This is a genomic window from Pseudomonas hormoni, from assembly GCF_018502625.1.
Lineage (GTDB): Bacteria > Pseudomonadota > Gammaproteobacteria > Pseudomonadales > Pseudomonadaceae > Aquipseudomonas > Aquipseudomonas hormoni.
In genome coordinates, this window is sequence record NZ_CP075566.1 from 1,359,956 (window position 1) to 1,378,131 (window position 18,176).

Sequence of the window (18,176 nt, forward strand, 5' to 3'; positions counted from 1 at the left end):
AGAAATCATGACAAGTGCAGGCTTGAGCCGCACTGAATAATCTGTAGCTTAGCCTTTTGCCAGCAGCGGGCGAAAGCTTTGCGGGCCTGTCAGCATCAGTTCGCAACATTTGTCATGCAGAGTGCCGTGAAGGTGAAATTGCCGGCCTTCTGAAGCCTCAAGTCAGGTAGAATGCGCGCCCGGTTTTTGGAGAAGCTCATGACCCTGCTCAAATTCAGCGATGTGTCCCTTGCTTTCGGCGCTATGCCGTTGTTGGACAAGGTGTCCTGGCAGATCGCCCGTGGTGAGCGGGTGTGCATCATCGGCCGCAACGGCACTGGCAAGTCCAGCATGATGAAGCTCGTCAAGGGCGACCAGAAGCCCGACGAAGGCTCCGTTTGGCGTGCACCCGGCCTCAAGATTGGCGAATTGCCGCAAGAATTGCCGGTAGCCGACGAGCGGACCGTGTTCGACGTGGTGGCTGAAGGCCTGGACGGTGTCGGCGAGCTGCTCGCGCAGTATCACCACCTGAGCCAGAACATCGTCACCGACGCCGATCTGGACAAACTGATGCACGTCCAGCACGACCTCGAAGCCCGTGACGGCTGGCGTTTGCAGCAACTGGTCGACAGCACGTTGAGCCGTCTGCAGTTGCCGGCCGACAAGACCCTCGCCGAATTGTCCGGCGGCTGGCGTCGCCGCGTCCTGCTGGCGCAGGCGCTGGTTTCCGAACCGGATCTGCTGCTGCTCGACGAACCGACCAACCACCTGGACATCGGTGCCATTGCCTGGCTCGAAGAAGCGCTGAAGGACTTCCAGGGCGCCGTGCTGTTCATCACGCACGACCGTTCCTTCCTGCAGAACCTCGCGACCCGCATCCTCGAACTGGATCGCGGCGGCCTGATCGACTGGAACGGCGACTACGCCAGTTTCCTTGTGCACAAAGAAGCCTCGCTGGCCGCTGAAGAAACCGCCAACGCGCTGTTCGACAAAAAACTGGCCCAGGAAGAAGTCTGGATTCGTCAGGGCATCAAGGCCCGTCGCACCCGTAACGAAGGCCGCGTCCGTGCACTGAAAGCGTTGCGCGTCGAGCGCAGCGAGCGTCGTGAGCGCACCGGCAAGGCCAACATTCAGCTGGACACCGCTGACAAGTCCGGCAAGCAGGTGATGGTCCTCGAGAACGTGAGTTTTGCTCACCCGGGCGGCCCGTTCCTGATCAAGGATTTCTCGATGGTCCTGACGCGCGGCGACCGTATCGGTCTGCTCGGCGCCAACGGTACCGGCAAGACCACGCTGCTGAAACTGATGCTCAGCGGCCTGCAGCCGACCAGCGGCAAAGTGGAAGAGGGCACGCGCATCGACGTGGCTTACTTCGACCAGTTGCGCCATCAGCTGGACCTGGAAAAGACCGTGATCGACAACGTGGCCGAAGGTCGCGACTTCATCGACATCGATGGTCAGAGCCGTCACGTGCTGAGCTACCTCGGCGACTTCCTGTTCAGCCCGCAGCGAGCCCGCACGCCGGTCAAGGCGCTGTCGGGTGGTGAACGTGCGCGTCTGTTGCTGGCGAAACTGTTCAGCAAACCAGCCAACCTGCTGGTCCTCGACGAACCAACCAACGACCTCGACGTGGAAACACTCGAGCTGCTGGAAGAGGTCTTGCTGACCTTCAACGGCACCGTGCTGATGGTCAGCCACGACCGGGCATTCCTCGACAACGTGGTCACCAGCACCCTGGTCTTCGAAGGTGAAGGCAAGGTTCGCGAATACGTCGGTGGTTACCAGGACTGGCTGCGTCAGGGCGGCTCGCCGCGCCTGCTGGGCGTGACCGAGAGCAAGTCCGGCAAGGCCGACTTGAACTCTGCCGTCGTTACGGCTGAGGCTGCACCCGTTACGGCGCCAGTTGAAGCGCCAGTGGCGAAGAAAAAACTCAGCTACAAATTGCAGCGTGAGCTGGAAATGTTGCCGGGGCAGATCGAAGCCATGGAACAGCAGATCGCAGTCGTGGAGGCCCAGATGGCCGATGCCGGCTTCTATCAGCGTCCTGCTGCCGAGACGGCTGCGGTGATCGCTCAGTTGGAGCAGTTGCAGGCTGAACTCGACGTGATGGTCGAGCGTTGGGCCGAGCTGGATGCCTGATTGATCCTGCACTAAAAAAGCCCGGCGCTCAGTGATGAGCGCCGGGCTTTTCGTATGGAGAGCTGAAGGTTGTTGCAGTCCAATGTGGGAGCGAGCCTGCTCGCGATGGCGGCCTTACAGTCACATTGATATCGACTGACAAGGCCTCATCGCGAGCAGGCTCGCTCCCACATTGGGGCGGTATTGTCAGCTTTTGTTTTGAAGGCGCACTGCAAGCACATCGCAAGGCGCACCGTGCAGCACGTCGTTGGCAGTGGAGCCCAGCAATAGCGCCAGACCGTGCCGGCCATGACTACCTACCACGATCAGGTCACAGGTTTGTTCCTTGGCCAGGTGATGAATCTCCTGGCGCGGCTGGCCGTAGGTCAGGTGGCTGTATTCCTTGGAGAGTTCCGGATATTTCACGATCAATCGCTCCAGTCGCTCCTTGGCCTGATCGAACTGCTGTTGTTGCAGTTGTGACAGGTCCATCGGCACGTCGCCGCCGAAGGCCATGGCCATGGGCTCGACAATGTGCACCAGGGACAACTTCGCGCCATTGCTCACTGACAGTTCGCGAGCACGGTGGATGACAGGGTCGCACTCTTCGGTCAGGTCTACAGCGACCAGAATGTGGTTGTAGGGCATGAGGTGCTCCTCCTGAGGATGCAATATTGGTAAGTATGGCTGGTTTCAAGCGCATTGTTTTCAAAGTGACTCAAAGCGCTCATCAAGAATCGGGAGTACAGATATGACGGTCTGGATAGTGGTGTCAATCCTGTTGGTGGTGCTGAGCCCGCTGGCATGGCTGCGACCGTCCCGTGGTCAGAGCGGGCGCATGGCCCTGCGCATGGAGGCACGGCGCATCGGGCTGGCCATGCAACTGGCGCCTCAGGAGTGGCCGCACTGGCTCAGCCAGGAGCCACCGAGCCCCTGCGCGCAGTACCATCGACCGCGTCGCGGCAATCAGCCGGCGTGCTGGAGTTATTGGCAGAAGTCGCCGGGTGTGTGGGTGAATCAGTGGCAGGAGGTCTGCGAGGATCAAACGCTGCTCAATCATTTCGAAAAATTGCCAGCCAACGTCTACAAGGTCGAAGCGGACAAGCAGATGATCACGTTGTATTGGGGCGAGAAGGGCGAAGCGACGGTTTTGCAACAAATCGATGCCACCCTCAAAGCATTGGCCTGAAACCTATCCCACGTGTCACATCATCAGGCAATAAAAAGCCCGACATTCATCATCGGGCTGGAGTTGGCCAGGCAGGCCGGTAATTCGCTGTGGGCCGATCTTACGCCGGGCATTCGCCGACGCGTTCAAATTTTTTTCCTCATTCTTCCGCCCAGCGTAGCCCGTTAAACAAAGGCTGCCGCGAATTAGGGCGACTTTTCTAACTATTGATTCTATGAATGGCCCCACATGCATCCGTGTGTTGCAGGTACTCGTGGTACGGAAATGACCGGAAAGTCGCGTTTCAACCCGTATTTTGGGCGATTGACAATTGCCGGAAATTCCGTGAAGGTGGCGTACCCAAATCAAACGGGCGTATGAATCGGGCGTTTGCATTGCAGACCGCTCCTACAGAATCCCGACTATCGCGTTGGCGGGTGTGCCGGGTGGATTGGCGTAGCATCGACGATAAACGTCCCTGCCGAGCCATTCGCCTGCGTCCGACGTGTACTGTTCAGCTTCCATATCGTGGAGATCAGTTGATGATTTACGAAGGTAAAGCCATCACGGTTAAGGCTCTTGAAAGTGGCATCGTCGAATTGAAATTCGACCTCAAGGGTGAGTCCGTCAACAAGTTCAACCGTCTAACCCTGAACGAACTGCGTCAGGCCGTAGACACCATCAAGGCAGATGCTTCGATCAAGGGTGTGATCGTCAGCAGCGGCAAGGACGTGTTCATCGTCGGCGCCGACATCACCGAATTCGTCGAGAACTTCAAGCTGCCGGATGCAGAGCTTGTTGCAGGCAACCTCGAAGCCAACAGGATTTTCAGCGATTTCGAAGACCTCAACGTCCCGACTGTCGCCGCGATCAACGGCATCGCTCTGGGTGGCGGTCTGGAAATGTGCCTGGCGGCGGACTACCGCGTCATGTCCGCTACCGCGAAAATCGGCCTGCCGGAAGTCAAACTGGGCATCTACCCGGGCTTCGGCGGTACCGTGCGCCTGCCGCGCCTCATCGGTGCCGACAACGCCATCGAGTGGATTGCCGCGGGTAAGGAAAACCGTGCTGAAGACGCGCTGAAAGTCGGCGCTGTCGATGCAGTGGTTGCTCCCGAGAAGCTGGCAGAAGCGGCACTGAACCTGATCAAAGGCGCCATCTCCGGCGAATTCGATTACAAAGCCAAGCGTCAGCCAAAGCTGGAAAAACTCAAGCTCAACGCCATCGAACAGATGATGTCGTTCGAAACCGCCAAAGGTTTCGTGGCTGGTCAAGCGGGTCCGAACTACCCGGCACCGGTCGAAGCGATCAAGACCATCCAGAAAGCCGCGAACTTCGGTCGCGACAAAGCGCTGGAAGTCGAAGCCGCCGGTTTCGTCAAACTGGCCAAGACCTCTGCCGCGCAGAGCTTGATCGGTCTGTTCCTGAACGATCAGGAACTGAAGAAAAAGGCCAAGGCCTACGACGAAATCGCCAAGGACGTGAAGCAGGCTGCCGTATTGGGCGCCGGCATCATGGGTGGCGGTATCGCTTATCAGTCGGCTTCCAAAGGTACGCCGATCCTGATGAAGGACATCAACGAGCACGGCATCGAGCAAGGCCTGGCTGAAGCCGCCAAGCTGCTGGTGAGCCGCGTTGATAAAGGTCGCATGACGGCGGCGAAAATGGCTGAAGTGCTCAACGGCATTCGTCCAACCCTGTCCTACGGCGACTTCGGTCACGTGGATCTGGTGGTCGAAGCGGTCGTCGAGAACCCGAAGGTCAAGCAAGCCGTTCTGGCCGAAGTCGAAGACAAGGTCAAAGAGGACACCATCCTCGCGTCCAACACCTCGACCATTTCCATCACCTTGCTGGCCAAGGCCCTCAAGCGTCCGGAAAACTTCGTCGGCATGCACTTCTTCAACCCGGTGCACATGATGCCGCTGGTGGAAGTGATTCGTGGCGAGAAGTCCAGCGAGCTGGCCGTTGCCACCACCGTGGCCTACGCCAAGAAAATGGGCAAGAACCCGATCGTCGTCAACGACTGCCCGGGCTTCCTGGTCAACCGCGTGCTGTTCCCGTACTTCGGCGGTTTCGCCAAGCTGGTCAGCGCCGGTGTGGACTTCGTCCGTATCGACAAAGTCATGGAAAAATTCGGCTGGCCAATGGGCCCGGCGTACCTGATGGACGTGGTCGGCATCGACACTGGCCACCACGGTCGTGACGTGATGGCTGAAGGCTTCCCGGACCGCATGAAAGACGACCGTCGTTCGGCTGTCGACGTGCTTTACGAGGCCAAGCGCCTGGGCCAGAAGAATGGCAAGGGCTTCTACGCCTACGAGACCGACAAGAAGGGCAAGCAGAAGAAAGTCGCCGATCCGTCGGTGCTGGAAGTGCTCAAGCCAATCGTTTTCGAACAGCGCGAAGTCACTGACGAAGACATCATCAACTGGATGATGATCCCGCTGTGCCTGGAAACCGTGCGTTGCCTGGAAGACGGCATCGTCGAAACCGCTGCCGAAGCCGACATGGGTCTGGTCTACGGCATTGGTTTCCCTCCATTCCGTGGCGGTGCGCTGCGTTACATCGATTCGATCGGTGTGGCAGAGTTCGTTGCCCTGGCTGACCAGTACGCTGATTTGGGCGCGCTGTACCACCCGACCGCGAAGCTGCGCGAAATGGCCAAAAACGGCCAGAGCTTCTTCGGTTAAGCGCCCCCAACTAGAGTGAGAGTGAATATATGAGCTTGAATCCTAGAGACGTCGTGATTGTCGACTTCGGTCGTACTCCGATGGGCCGCTCCAAGGGCGGCATGCACCGCAACACCCGCGCCGAAGACATGTCGGCGCACTTGATCAGCAAATTGCTGGAACGCAACGTCAAGGTCGACCCAAACGAAGTCGAAGACGTGATCTGGGGCTGTGTGAACCAGACCCTGGAGCAGGGCTGGAACATCGCCCGCATGGCGTCGCTGATGACTCAGATCCCGCACACCGCTGCCGGTCAGACCGTCAGCCGTCTGTGCGGCTCGTCGATGAGCGCACTGCACACTGCCGCGCAAGCAATCATGACCGGCAACGGTGACGTGTTCGTGGTGGGCGGCGTCGAGCACATGGGTCACGTGAGCATGATGCACGGTGTCGATCCGAACCCGCACATGTCCCTGTACGCGGCGAAAGCCTCGGGCATGATGGGCCTGACCGCTGAAATGCTGGGCAAAATGCACGGCATCACTCGCGAACAACAGGACGCCTTTGGCGTGCGCTCCCACCAACTCGCCCACAAGGCGACCGTGGAAGGCAAGTTCAAGGACGAAATCATCCCGATGCAGGGCTACGACGAGAACGGTTTCCTGAAACTGTTCGACTACGACGAAACCATTCGTCCGGAAACCACCCTGGAAAGCCTGGCGGCATTGAAGCCAGCGTTCAACCCGAAGGGCGGCACCGTGACAGCCGGTACGTCGTCGCAGATCACTGATGGTGCTTCGTGCATGATCGTGATGTCGGCGCAGCGTGCGCAGGACCTGGGTATTCAGCCTCTGGCGGTGATTCGCTCGATGGCAGTGGCAGGTGTGGACCCGGCGATCATGGGCTATGGTCCAGTACCGGCGACACAAAAAGCACTGAAGCGCGCGGGTCTTGGCATCAACGATATCGACTTCTTCGAGCTCAACGAAGCTTTCGCCGCGCAGGCCTTGCCAGTGCTGAAAGATCTGAAAGTGCTCGACAAGATGAACGAGAAGGTTAACCTGCACGGCGGCGCGATCGCCCTGGGTCACCCGTTTGGTTGCTCCGGTGCGCGTATTTCCGGCACCCTGCTGAACGTGATGAAGCAAAATGGCGGCACCTTCGGGGTAGCCACCATGTGCATTGGTCTCGGCCAAGGCATCTCCACCGTCTTCGAACGCGTCTAAGCGTTTCGTTGATGGAAGCCGGGGCCAAGTGCCCCGGTTTTTGTTTTTCCGGATTTATTTTTGTTTTTATTTTGAAAAGATTTGAGTGAGGGCCAAACCATGCCGATACAACCTGGGCTCTACCAACATTACAAAGGTCCGCAGTACCGCGTTTTCAGTATTGCGCGGCATTCGGAAACCGAAGAAGAAGTGGTCTTCTACCAAGCCCTGTATGGCGATTACGGCTTTTGGGTGCGTCCCTTGAGCATGTTCCTGGAGTCGGTCGAGGTTGACGGCGAACAGGTGCCACGCTTTGCTTTGGTGCAGTCCGAACCGAGCCTTTTTTCGAAGCCATAAGCTGAGTGCGCGCAAAACCCTGCGCTTGACCTCACCTTGTAGCCACTATATATAGCGGTGCCGCGTCAGGCGCCAACCGCCTTTCACTTCTAGAATTCAGGAATTTTCTGATCCATGGGCAAATCGCTGGTCATTGTGGAATCCCCGGCTAAGGCCAAGACCATCAACAAGTATCTGGGTAACCAATACGTGGTGAAGTCGAGTATCGGCCATATCCGAGACCTGCCCACCAGCGGTTCGGCTAGCGCCAGCAAAGAGCCAGCCGCCAAGCGCGGCAAGGCCGCCGCGGGTGAAGGTCCGGTGCTCACGCCGAAAGAGAAAGCGCGCAAGCAGCTGGTCTCGCGCATGGGTGTCGATCCCGATCATGGCTGGAAAGCCAAGTACGAGATCCTCCCGGGCAAGGAAAAGGTCATCGAAGAGCTGCGCCGGCTCGCCAAGGATGCTGACACCATCTATCTCGCAACCGACTTGGATCGCGAGGGGGAAGCCATTGCCTGGCACCTGCGCGAAGCCATCGGTGGTGACGACAGCCGCTACAAGCGCGTGGTGTTCAACGAAATCACCAAAAAGGCGATTCAGGAAGCCTTCTCCAAGCCGGGCGAGCTGGACATCGACCGTGTCAACGCCCAGCAGGCGCGTCGTTTCCTCGACCGCGTGGTGGGTTACATGGTTTCGCCGCTGCTGTGGGCCAAGATCGCCCGTGGCCTGTCCGCCGGTCGTGTGCAATCGGTTGCCGTGAAGCTGGTGGTCGAGCGTGAACGCGAAATCCGTGCGTTCAACCCGGAAGAGTACTGGGAAGTCCACGCCGACCTCGGCACCGCGAAGGGTGCCACCGTGCGCTTCGACGTCGCTCGCGAGAAGGGCGAAGCCTTCAAGCCGCTGAACGAAGCCCAGGCCATGGCCGCGCTGGAGAAGCTCAAGGCTTCCAGCTACAGCATCGTCAAGCGCGAAGACAAGCCGACCAGCAGCAAACCGTCGGCGCCGTTCATCACATCCACCCTGCAACAGGCTGCGAGCAACCGCCTGGGCTTCGGTGTGAAGAAAACCATGATGATGGCCCAGCGTTTGTACGAAGCCGGCTACATCACGTATATGCGTACCGACTCCACCAACCTCTCGGCCGATGCCGTGACGATGGCGCGTACTTATATTGAAGGCGAGTTCGGCAAGAAGTACCTGCCGGAAACCCCGAACGTCTACAGCAGCAAGGAAGGCGCACAAGAGGCTCACGAAGCGATTCGTCCGTCCGACGCCAACACCGAGCCAAGCAAGCTGTCGGGCATGGAGCGTGATGCAGAGCGGCTCTACGAGCTGATCTGGCGCCAGTTCCTCGCCTGCCAGATGCTGCCGGCCCAATACCTGTCGACCACGGTCACCGTCGGTGCCGGCGATTTCGAGCTGCGCGCCAAGGGCCGCATCCTGAAGTTCGACGGTTACACCCGCGTCATGCCGCAAATCGCCAAGCCTGGCGATGACGACGTGCTGCCGGACATGGCCCAGGGCGACGCGATGAAGCTGATCAAGCTTGATCCGACCCAGCACTTCACCAAGCCACCGGCGCGTTACTCGGAAGCTAGCCTGGTGAAAGAAATGGAAAAACGCGGTATCGGTCGTCCTTCGACCTACGCGGCGATCATTTCGACCATCCAGGACCGCGGCTACGTCGCGCTGCACAACCGTCGCTTCTATTCGGAAAAGATGGGTGACATCGTCACCGAGCGGCTGTCCGAGAGCTTCTCCAATCTCATGGACTATGGCTTCACCGCCGGCATGGAAGAGAACCTCGATGACGTGGCCCAAGGCGAACGCGACTGGAAAAACGTGTTGGACGAGTTCTACGGCGACTTCAAGAAGAAGCTCGAAGTAGCCGAAAGCCCGGAAAGTGGCATGCGTGCCAATCAGCCGGTCATGACGGACATTCCATGCACCACGTGCGGCCGCCCGATGCAGATCCGTACCGCGTCGACCGGCGTATTCCTCGGCTGCTCGGGTTACAGCCTGCCGCCGAAAGAACGCTGCAAGGCTACCGTCAACCTGGTGCCGGGTGATGAAATCGCGGCGGACGACGAGGGTGAATCGGAGTCGCTGGTTCTGCGCGGCAAGCATCGTTGCCCGATCTGCAGCACCGCGATGGACGCTTACCTGCTCGACGAGAAGCGCAAGCTGCACATCTGCGGCAACAATCCGGATTGCGACGGCTACGAAATCGAAGAAGGCACCTATCGCATCAAGGGCTATGAAGGTCCGAGCCTGGAATGCGACAAGTGTGGCAGCGAGATGCAACTCAAGACCGGCCGTTTCGGCAAGTTCTTCGGTTGCACCAACGCAACGTGCAAGAACACCCGCAAACTGCTGAAAAGCGGTGACGCGGCGCCGCCGAAGATGGATCCGGTGAAGATGCCTGAGCTGAAATGCGAAAAGGTCAACGACACCTACATCCTGCGCGATGGTGCTTCCGGCCTGTTCCTGGCAGCCAGCCAGTTCCCGAAAAACCGCGAGACGCGCGCTCCGCTCGTCATGGAAATCGTGCCGCACAAGGATGAGATCGATCCGAAGTATCATTTCCTCTGTGAAGCGCCGAAGAAAGACCCGGACGGCCTCCCGGCGGTAATCCGTTACAGCCGCAAAACCAAAGAGCAGTACGTTCAGACCGAAGTCGACGGTAAGCCGACCGGGTGGAAGGCGTACTACGACGGCGGCAAGTGGACAGTTGAAGACAAGCGTCCGGCAGCCAAAGCTTAAAGGGCTCCGACACTAAAAGGCCGCATGACAACCCTCGGGTTTTCATGCGGCCTTTTTGTTTTGGGCTTGCGGTGAGCTCGGGTGATCCACGACACTGTCTGACCTGCGTGAAGCAATTATTTCGTTGTGGAGGCTGCCGTCATGGCCCACGAACTCTATACCCGTACCAACCAGAAGATTTATTTCGCCGGCCTGTCGCTAGAGGCGCTCGCGAAGGCCGAAGAGGGGCGGGCGATGAATTCCCTGGCGCTGATTCAGGCCGGGCGCGAATCGGCATTGTTTCACTTGTACGGTGCGTTGCTGGGCCTGTGCCATGAAATCGCTGGGTTCTATCGCTTGCCACAGGCCAATGCGCCTCGTGCGGAAATGCTGCTGACCCGGGAAGTGCTTGAGGCTATCGCCATTCCTGAAATGGCCGAGATGGTCGAGCTGGCGCAGAACCCCGAAACCTGGCTGGCCAAGCTACTGTCGGCGCATGCGGCACTGTTTCAGCCACCCCGCGCTCCGCACAAGCCCAAGGGCGACGTGACACAGCCGTTGATCCTGGCCGTTAACCTGGATGAAGAAGACGCGCCCGAAGAGTTGAGCCGGGAAGAACTGGAGAGTTGGCGTCAGAACCTCAAAGGTCTGGCGATCCGGTTTCGCGAAGGCTTGAACGAGTGCTGAAGGATTGAGTGTTCGACGGACGGTTTCGAGAGACTGTCTGTTCAGGGATGAGCGTGCTGTCAGAAATTTCTCTTCGTAGTGGCATCTGGTCAAGATCCCGAGCGAAGCCTGGCCGATGCCTATATAATCCCCGCCTTTCGTGGAGAACAGACCTTTATGCCAACGTCCTTTCTAGAAATTGTCGAGTTACCAGACGGCCGAATCGAGCTGCGCAGGGCTGAGGACGAGGGTTCTCTGGTTACTTTGGATTTCTCCGAGGATGCCAAGGCGTTCCTGCAAGGCCAGCACGTGGAAGTCGCCAAGGCGATGTTGAGCGTGGGTGTTCAGATGGCCGGTCGCCTGGTTGAAGGCGATTTCAATACCGATGAGAGTGCTCGGGTCCTTCATTGATCCCCGTTCGTCGCATTTAACTGATACCGCTATTGATCGGCTTCTCTGTCCTTGGAGAAGCCCCGCGTTGCTCAGCGCATTCTTCGTTCAGCCCAGTCGAATATTCAGGCTTTGTGCGTCCCCGATCCGGGCGGCGCTGATCAACTGTTGCCGTGAGGTTGTGCTCAGTGGGTTGAGCCAGCTGACGACAGTGTGGCTGCGGCCCAGGCGCAAGGCTTCGCAGGTCAGCTGTTGTGCGCTCTGGGTGCCGCGCGGTTGCAGCAGCAGAATACGTTCACGATTCAGGCCGGCTTCTCGCAGCCAGGTTTGTGTCAGGCTGGCGGGCGGGGCGATCAGTGTCAGCCAGCGCGCATCCTGATCCTCGCTCAACTCCCTGAGGATCGGTGCCAGAAGACTCAGGCAGTTCCCGGCCGCACCACGCAGTGACAGCTCACTGAAAACTTCAGGTTCGGCGCTCCAGGGCGACTCGACCACGTCTTTCAGATTCGGTGCCATCGGCTGCACCATGAAAGCCTCGAACAACGGCAGTTGGGCTTGCTGTGATGTGTGTGGGAACTGCATAAAGCCTCCTTTAGCGGCGAATGACGCCGACACTCAAGCCTTCGATCACCAGTTCCTGATCTTTCAGGTTCACTTCGATAGGGGCGAATTCAGGGTTTTCGGCAATCAGCCAGACTTTGCTGCCGTCACGCTTGAAGCGTTTGACTGTCACTTCGTCGCCGATACGCGCCACCACGATCTGGCCGTTGCGGGCTTCGCGGGTGGTATGGACGGCTAGCAGGTCGCCGTCGAAGATGCCCACGTCCTTCATGCTCATGCCATGAACGCGCAGTAAATAGTCAGCACGAGGATGGAAGAACGCAGGATTGATGTTGCAGGATTCCTCGATGTGCTGCTGGGCAAGGATCGGCGCACCGGCAGCGACTCGGCCAATGATTGGCAGGGTGGACTCGTCTGCCTTGGCTTCGAAGCCGGGGATGCGGATGCCGCGGGAGGCGCCTGGCGTCATCTCGATCGCGCCTTTGCGGGCCAGTGCCTTGAGATGTTCTTCTGCCGCGTTGGGCGACTTGAAACCCAGTTCCTGAGCGATTTCTGCGCGTGTCGGCGGGTAGCCGTTGTCTTCCAGGCAGCGTTTGATGAAGGCCAGAATCTCGGCTTGGCGTGGCGTCAGCTTTAGCATATTGATCGCTCTGTCTTTTTATACAGTGACTGGGATTATATACAGTGAAAGCATCTTGGCAATGCCCCTTTTTTTGCCGGCCGCCGGACGGTCAATCAGCGTGCTGATTAACACGGCGCAGATGTATGGTTAAATAGCTGACTGACCATTCCTGAAACGAACCAACCAGGCTTGACAAGGCCTGGGCTGAAACGTATGTTTCAAACAAGTGTTTGTCATGCGGAGTAGCCATGGCCCAGTCGGAAACCGTTGAACGCATTCTCGATGCTGCGGAACAGTTGTTCGCGGAAAAAGGTTTTGCTGAAACCTCGTTGCGTTTGATTACCAGCAAGGCCGGGGTCAATCTGGCGGCTGTGAACTACCACTTCGGCTCGAAGAAGGCGCTGATTCAAGCCGTCTTCTCGCGTTTTCTCGGACCGTTTTGCCTGAGCCTCGATAAAGAGCTAGAGCGGCGCCAGGCCAAGCCCGAGAACAAGCCGACACTTGAAGAACTGCTGGAAATCCTCGTCGAGCAAGCCCTGGTGGTGCAGCCACGCAGCGGCAACGATCTCTCCATCTTCATGCGATTGCTGGGACTGGCATTCAGCCAGAGCCAGGGTCACTTGCGTCGGTATCTCGAAGACATGTACGGCAAGGTATTCCGCCGCTACATGATGCTGGTCAACGAAGCCGCGCCGCGCATTCCGCCGATCGAACTGTTCTGGCGTGTGCACTTCATGCTGGGTGCGGCGGCTTTCAGCATGTCCGGTATCAAGGCCTTGCGCGCGATCGCCGAAACCGATTTCGGCGTCAACACCTCCATCGAGCAAGTGATGCGCCTGATGGTGCCGTTCCTGGCGGCCGGCATGCGTGCCGAAACCGGCGTGACCGACACGGCCATGGCCACCGCGCAATTGCGTCCGCGCAGCAAATCGACACAGGTTGCCGCCAAGGTTTAACCGCACACGGGTGGGCGCGGCAGCTGACATCCGCTAAGCTAGCCGCCCATGCCGACTCTCGTTCTGAACCCGCTCCCCATTTTTATCGCCGACCTGCCGGGCACAACCCAAGGCGGCGAATGCGTGCGAGCCGGGTTCATCGTTATCAAGGAATCTCTATGACTGCTGGCCTGCAAGGCTCGTTGATGGTGGACGTCGCCGGTACCTGGCTGACGGCCGAGGATCGCCAATTGTTGCGCCAGCCCGAAGTGGGCGGCCTGATCATTTTTGCCCGCAACATCGAGCACCCGCGTCAGGTGCGTGAACTGAACGCCTCGATTCGCGCCATTCGCCCCGATCTGCTGCTGGCAGTGGATCAGGAGGGCGGTCGCGTCCAACGCCTGCGCCAGGGCTTTGTGCGACTGCCGGCCATGCGCGCCATTGCCGACAATCCAAACGCCGAATACCTTGCCGAACAGTGCGGCTGGATCATGGCCACCGAAGTATTGGCCGTCGGCCTCGACCTGAGCTTTGCCCCGGTGCTGGATCTGGATTACCAGCGCAGCGCCGTGGTCGGCACCCGTTCGTTCGAAGGTGATCCGGAACGCGCGGCGCTGCTGGCGGGCGCATTTATCCGTGGGATGAACAGCGCGGGAATGGCTGCCACCGGCAAGCATTTCCCCGGCCACGGCTGGGCCGAGGCGGACTCCCACGTCGCGATTCCGAATGACGAACGCAGCCTCGACGAGATCCGCGCCAACGATCTGGTGCCGTTCGCCCGGTTGAGCAAGCAATTGGCCGCCGTCATGCCGGCCCACGTCATTTACCCGCAAGTCGATTCCCAGCCCGCCGGCTTCTCCCGTCGCTGGTTGCAGGACATCCTGCGCGGCGAATTGCAATTCGATGGCGTTATCTTCAGTGACGATCTGTCGATGGCCGGCGCCCATGTGGTGGGTGATGCCGCTAGCCGAATCGAAGCCGCCTTGTCTGCCGGTTGCGACATGGGCCTGGTGTGCAACGATCGCGCCGCCGCAGAACTGGCGCTGAGCGCCGCCCAGCGTCTGAAGGTCAAGCCGTCCGAGCGCATTGCGCGGATGCGCGGCCAGTCGTACGCCAGCACTGAATACCGCCAGGATCCGCGCTGGCTGACGGCCATTGGCGCGCTCAAAGACGCTCAACTGATTGAATAAGGACTTCACGTTATGACGGTTTACGCGATTATTGGTGGTACCGGCCTGACTCAACTCGAAGGCCTGAGCATTCGTCAGTCGTTGGCGGTGGACACTCCTTATGGGGCGCCTTCGGCCGACGTGCAGATCGGTGAATACGCCGGCAAGGAAGTGTTGTTCCTCGCACGTCACGGGCACCCGCACCGTTTTCCGCCGCATCAGGTGAACTACCGCGCCAACCTCTGGGCATTGAAGCAGGCCGGTGCCGAGGCGATCCTGGCGGTCAATGCGGTAGGCGGGATTCATGCCGCCATGGGCACCGGACACTTCTGCGTGCCGCATCAGCTGATCGACTACACCAGCGGCCGTGAACACACCTATTTTGCCGATGACCTGGAGCAGGTCACTCACATCGACTTCAGCTATCCCTACAGCGAGCCGCTGCGTCAGCAATTGATCGCGGCACTAGCGGCTGAAGGCGTCGGCTACAGCAGTCATGGTGTGTATGCCTGCACCCAAGGGCCGCGTCTGGAAACGGTGGCGGAGATTGCGCGCCTGGAGCGTGACGGCTGCGACATCGTCGGCATGACCGGCATGCCGGAAGCAGCATTGGCGCGCGAGCTGGAACTGGATTACGCCTGCCTGGCGTTGGTGGTGAACCCGGCGGCGGGCAAGTCGACGGCGGTGATCACCATGGCCGAGATCGAGCAGGCGTTGCATGACGGGATGGGGAAGGTCAAGTCAACGTTGGCGCGGGTGCTAAAGGGCTGAGTCAGGCTGTATTCCGAGTCGACCCCTTCGCGGGCAAGCCTCGCTCCTACAGGTTTCGTATCGGTCGCAAATACCGCGATCAACACAAAACCTGTAGGAGCGAGGCTTGCCCGCGAAGGCAATCTGATAAACGCCAAAGATCTCAGCGCTTTTCGAGTTTCTCCGGCAACGGCGCAAACAACGCCTCAATATCATCACTCTGCAACTTCCAGTCCCCGGCCTTGCGCCCATCCAGCACGCCCGCCGCCAGATCGGATTTTTCCTTCTGCAGGTGCTGAATCTTCTCTTCCACCGTGCCTCGGGCAATCATCTTGTAGACGAACACCGGTTTCTCCTGGCCAATGCGGTACGCACGGTCAGTTGCCTGGTTTTCTGTCGCCGGGTTCCACCACGGGTCGTAGTGAATCACCGTGTCCGCCTCGGTCAGGTTCAGGCCCACACCACCTGCCTTCAAACTGATCAGAAAGATCTGACGCTTACCACTCTGGAATTCCTTCACCGGCGCACGGCGATCACGGGTCTGTCCCGTCAGCAGCGCATATTCAACACCGCGTTTTTTCAGTTCAACCTCGATCAGCGCAAGCATCGAAGTGAACTGGGAAAACAGCAGAATCCGTCGACCTTCCTCGAACAATTCCTCCAGCATTTCCATGAGGCTATCGAGCTTGCCCGAGGTGCTTCCGCGAGCCGGCAGCGCAGCGTCGTTGACCAGGCGCAAATCGCAGCACACCTGACGCAGCTTCAACAGCGCCTCAAGAATGATGATCTGGCTGCGCGCCACGCCCTTGCGGGTGATTTCGTCACGCACCTTCTTGTCCATGGCCAGGCGCATGGTTTCGTACACATCGCGTTGGGCTTCGTTGAGCTCGACCCAGTGGATGATCTCAGTCTTCGGCGGCAACTCCGTCGCCACCTGCTCTTTGGTCCTGCGCAACAGAAAGGGTTTGATCCGACCATTGAGGTGCTGAAGTCTGACTTCACTGGCGCGCTTTTCAATCGGCACGCGGTAATCACGGTTGAAGCTCTTCACATCGCCGAGCCAGCCGGGCAGCAGGAAGTGAAACAGCGACCACAGTTCGCCCAGGTGGTTTTCCAGCGGTGTGCCACTCAGGCACAGGCGCTGGCGCGCATTCAGCTCGCGCGCAGCCTGGGCAGCCTTGCTGTTGGGGTTTTTTATGTACTGCGCTTCGTCCAGCACCAGGACGTGCAACGGCTGAGCGGCGAGGCGTTCGACGTCTTTGGGCAGCAGCGCATAGGTGGTCAGGATCAGGTCGTAATCGCCCAGCGTGTCGAAATGCTTCTTGCGACTGGCGCCGTACAGCGCCAGCACTTTGAGTTGCGGCGTGAAGTGAGCTGCTTCGTCGAGCCAGTTCGGGATCAGGCTGGTGGGCATCACCACCATGCAAGGTCGATCGAGGCGACCAGCGTTTTTCTCGCTGAGAACGTGCGCCAGGGTCTGTAGGGTTTTACCCAGTCCCATATCGTCCGCGAGAATCCCGCCGACTTCCAGTTGCCGCAGCGATTGCATCCAGCTCAAGCCTTCCAGCTGATACGGGCGCAGCGTTGCGTTCAAGCCTTCCGGTGCAGTCGCGGTGTAATCCTTGATGTCCCGCAGGCGCTGGGCAAACGTGCGGATCTGCTCGCCACCTTCCCAGAGCAGCGGCAGGTCTTCCAGCGGATTCAGGCGCGTGGCGTCGGCCTTGCTCAGGCGCAGCGTGGTCTCGCCGGGTTCTTGCAGGTAGAACTCGCCGAGGGTCGCCAGTACCGGTTTCAATCGGCCAAAGGGCAGGGCGACTTGCAGCGGCCCATACTCGGAGTTCGGGCGATTGGGGATGTTCACCAAGATCAACTCGTCGTCGCGACGTCGGGCGAGGCGTTCCGGGTTGAGGATTTCGGTGTGGGAGCGCATCAGGTTCAGGAGGATGGGCAGCAAGCTCAGCCGCTCGCCGTTGACGATGATCCCCAGTTCCAGATCGAACCAATCACGTTCCGGCGCCTGTTCGACGGTGGCGTACCAGTCGTCCACGGCGGTCAGGTCGAAGCCGAAATCCTCGTCGATCTGCAACTCCCAGCCTTGAGTGCGCAGCTTCGGCAGCTCATTGAGGGTGAAGGTCAGCCAGGCGCTGTCGTTGACCATCTCGTAGAGTTCACCGGCACTTTCCGGCAGGGCTTTACTTTGACGGGTGGCGACTTTGAAGCCGAGGATTCGCAGTTGTTCCCTGTAGGCCTGTTCGACTTCCGGGTGACGTTTTATCCGTAGTGTCTGCGTCTCCTGGCGAATCAGGATGTCGGCGTTTTTTTGTCCGCTGACGTATTCATCCAGATAGCTGAAGGACAGCGCTGCACGATGCTGAATGTAGCGCTGCATCTTGCCGTTGCGCGGTTCGAAGGCGCTGAACTCGATGCTCGCCAGCCACAGGCGCGGCACCGGTTGCACATTGTCCACCAGCACTTGCGGCGGCGCTTTAGGGCTGCGGTTTTCCAGTACCGCCTGAAGTTTTTCCAGCAGTTCGGCGTCTTGCGCGGCAGCGGGGTAGGCGAGGGTTTCCTGCACTTTCAACAGCACCGCTGCGCAATGTTTGCAGTTGCTGCGAACCGGGCAGGTGCACGTAGCGTCGACCATCAGCAAGGTGGATTTGGCCGACTCGCGCAGGCGAATGGTCTGACGGTAAACGTTACCGCCAGAACCTTCGCACGCGGCGGTAATGGTCGCGTCGCCGACCTCGACGATCCTGACGCGGTTTTCCAGCGCGTAGCGGCGGCCACGCTCCAGACTTTGTTCCTTGAATCGGCTGACCCATGAAGGTGCCAGGGGTTTGCTCAGGGTCGCAGGCATAGGGACTTC

General features: G+C 59.3%; 15 protein-coding genes. 11 read left to right on the forward strand and 4 right to left on the reverse strand.

The features are described from left to right. Window positions 1-198 precede the first annotated feature (198 nt). A complete protein-coding gene (locus KJF94_RS06260; protein WP_214381978.1) occupies window positions 199-2,118 on the forward strand; it encodes an ATP-binding cassette domain-containing protein in 1,920 nt (639 codons plus the stop codon). Window positions 2,119-2,304: 186 nt separating this feature from the next. Here KJF94_RS06260 and KJF94_RS06265 read toward each other — a convergent pair whose 3' ends face one another. Next, entirely contained in the window at window positions 2,305-2,745 is a 441-nt protein-coding gene (locus tag KJF94_RS06265; RefSeq protein ID WP_214381980.1) for a universal stress protein, read from the reverse strand. Between the two features lie 103 nt (window positions 2,746-2,848). Between KJF94_RS06265 and KJF94_RS06270 the strand changes: the two genes are divergently transcribed. The 7 genes from KJF94_RS06270 (at window position 2,849) to KJF94_RS06300 (ending at window position 11,294) form a co-directional block, all read left to right on the forward strand. Next, on the forward strand, window positions 2,849-3,286 hold the full coding sequence (locus tag KJF94_RS06270) for a hypothetical protein (protein ID WP_017337555.1): 438 nt from the start codon (window positions 2,849-2,851) through the stop codon (window positions 3,284-3,286). A gap of 521 nt (window positions 3,287-3,807) precedes the next feature. Next, the gene (gene fadB / locus KJF94_RS06275; protein ID WP_214381982.1) at window positions 3,808-5,955 is read left to right on the forward strand and encodes a fatty acid oxidation complex subunit alpha FadB; all 2,148 of its coding nucleotides are present in this window, start codon (window positions 3,808-3,810) and stop codon (window positions 5,953-5,955) included. Window positions 5,956-5,984: 29 nt separating this feature from the next. Then, window positions 5,985-7,160 carry an acetyl-CoA C-acyltransferase FadA gene (gene fadA / locus KJF94_RS06280; protein WP_008028488.1) on the forward strand — a complete coding sequence of 392 codons (1,176 nt, stop codon included), beginning with the start codon at window positions 5,985-5,987 and terminating at the stop codon, window positions 7,158-7,160. Between the two features lie 99 nt (window positions 7,161-7,259). Beyond that, window positions 7,260-7,496 carry a DUF1653 domain-containing protein gene (locus tag KJF94_RS06285; protein WP_214381984.1) on the forward strand — a complete coding sequence of 79 codons (237 nt, stop codon included), beginning with the start codon at window positions 7,260-7,262 and terminating at the stop codon, window positions 7,494-7,496. A 114-nt stretch (window positions 7,497-7,610) separates the two neighbouring features. After that, window positions 7,611-10,238 (forward strand): type I DNA topoisomerase, encoded by a 2,628-nt coding sequence (gene topA / locus KJF94_RS06290; protein ID WP_214381985.1) that lies wholly within the window; start codon window positions 7,611-7,613, stop codon window positions 10,236-10,238. Between the two features lie 141 nt (window positions 10,239-10,379). After that, window positions 10,380-10,904, forward strand: a complete 525-nt coding sequence (locus KJF94_RS06295) for a DUF6586 family protein (RefSeq protein WP_214381986.1) — start codon at window positions 10,380-10,382, stop codon at window positions 10,902-10,904. 156 nt (window positions 10,905-11,060) lie between these two features. Further along, entirely contained in the window at window positions 11,061-11,294 is a 234-nt protein-coding gene (locus KJF94_RS06300) for a hypothetical protein (RefSeq protein WP_214381987.1), read from the forward strand. 87 nt (window positions 11,295-11,381) lie between these two features. Here the strand turns inward: KJF94_RS06300 and sulA are convergent, their stop codons facing one another. Next, the gene (gene sulA, locus KJF94_RS06305; protein WP_214381988.1) at window positions 11,382-11,855 is read right to left on the reverse strand and encodes an SOS-induced cell division inhibitor SulA; all 474 of its coding nucleotides are present in this window, start codon (window positions 11,853-11,855) and stop codon (window positions 11,382-11,384) included. 10 nt (window positions 11,856-11,865) lie between these two features. Further along, on the reverse strand, window positions 11,866-12,474 hold the full coding sequence (lexA, locus tag KJF94_RS06310; RefSeq protein WP_007944149.1) for a transcriptional repressor LexA: 609 nt from the start codon (window positions 12,472-12,474) through the stop codon (window positions 11,866-11,868). A gap of 230 nt (window positions 12,475-12,704) precedes the next feature. Here lexA and KJF94_RS06315 point away from each other — a divergent pair, with 230 nt between their 5' ends. The 3 genes from KJF94_RS06315 (at window position 12,705) to KJF94_RS06325 (ending at window position 15,331) form a co-directional block, all read left to right on the forward strand. After that, a complete protein-coding gene (locus tag KJF94_RS06315; RefSeq protein ID WP_008028474.1) occupies window positions 12,705-13,412 on the forward strand; it encodes a TetR/AcrR family transcriptional regulator in 708 nt (235 codons plus the stop codon). Window positions 13,413-13,582: 170 nt separating this feature from the next. Then, entirely contained in the window at window positions 13,583-14,581 is a 999-nt protein-coding gene (gene nagZ / locus KJF94_RS06320; RefSeq protein WP_214384744.1) for a beta-N-acetylhexosaminidase, read from the forward strand. Window positions 14,582-14,593: 12 nt separating this feature from the next. Further along, entirely contained in the window at window positions 14,594-15,331 is a 738-nt protein-coding gene (locus tag KJF94_RS06325) for an S-methyl-5'-thioinosine phosphorylase (RefSeq protein ID WP_214381989.1), read from the forward strand. Window positions 15,332-15,473: 142 nt separating this feature from the next. Here KJF94_RS06325 and KJF94_RS06330 read toward each other — a convergent pair whose 3' ends face one another. After that, the gene (locus KJF94_RS06330; RefSeq protein ID WP_214381990.1) at window positions 15,474-18,167 is read right to left on the reverse strand and encodes a DEAD/DEAH box helicase; all 2,694 of its coding nucleotides are present in this window, start codon (window positions 18,165-18,167) and stop codon (window positions 15,474-15,476) included. Window positions 18,168-18,176: the final 9 nt, after the last annotated feature.

Bases quoted from the DNA above. Each gene is read 5' to 3' on its own strand.
- KJF94_RS06260 (WP_214381978.1), top strand. From the start codon at position 199: ATGACCCTGCTCAAATTCAGCGATGTGTCCCTTGCTTTCGGCGCTATG.
- KJF94_RS06265 (WP_214381980.1), bottom strand. From the start codon at position 2,745: ATGCCCTACAACCACATTCTGGTCGCTGTAGACCTGACCGAAGAGTGC.
- KJF94_RS06270 (WP_017337555.1), top strand. From the start codon at position 2,849: ATGACGGTCTGGATAGTGGTGTCAATCCTGTTGGTGGTGCTGAGCCCG.
- fadB (WP_214381982.1), top strand. From the start codon at position 3,808: ATGATTTACGAAGGTAAAGCCATCACGGTTAAGGCTCTTGAAAGTGGC.
- fadA (WP_008028488.1), top strand. From the start codon at position 5,985: ATGAGCTTGAATCCTAGAGACGTCGTGATTGTCGACTTCGGTCGTACT.
- KJF94_RS06285 (WP_214381984.1), top strand. From the start codon at position 7,260: ATGCCGATACAACCTGGGCTCTACCAACATTACAAAGGTCCGCAGTAC.
- topA (WP_214381985.1), top strand. From the start codon at position 7,611: ATGGGCAAATCGCTGGTCATTGTGGAATCCCCGGCTAAGGCCAAGACC.
- KJF94_RS06295 (WP_214381986.1), top strand. From the start codon at position 10,380: ATGGCCCACGAACTCTATACCCGTACCAACCAGAAGATTTATTTCGCC.
- KJF94_RS06300 (WP_214381987.1), top strand. From the start codon at position 11,061: ATGCCAACGTCCTTTCTAGAAATTGTCGAGTTACCAGACGGCCGAATC.
- sulA (WP_214381988.1), bottom strand. From the start codon at position 11,855: ATGCAGTTCCCACACACATCACAGCAAGCCCAACTGCCGTTGTTCGAG.
- lexA (WP_007944149.1), bottom strand. From the start codon at position 12,474: ATGCTAAAGCTGACGCCACGCCAAGCCGAGATTCTGGCCTTCATCAAA.
- KJF94_RS06315 (WP_008028474.1), top strand. From the start codon at position 12,705: ATGGCCCAGTCGGAAACCGTTGAACGCATTCTCGATGCTGCGGAACAG.
- KJF94_RS06325 (WP_214381989.1), top strand. From the start codon at position 14,594: ATGACGGTTTACGCGATTATTGGTGGTACCGGCCTGACTCAACTCGAA.
- KJF94_RS06330 (WP_214381990.1), bottom strand. From the start codon at position 18,167: ATGCCTGCGACCCTGAGCAAACCCCTGGCACCTTCATGGGTCAGCCGA.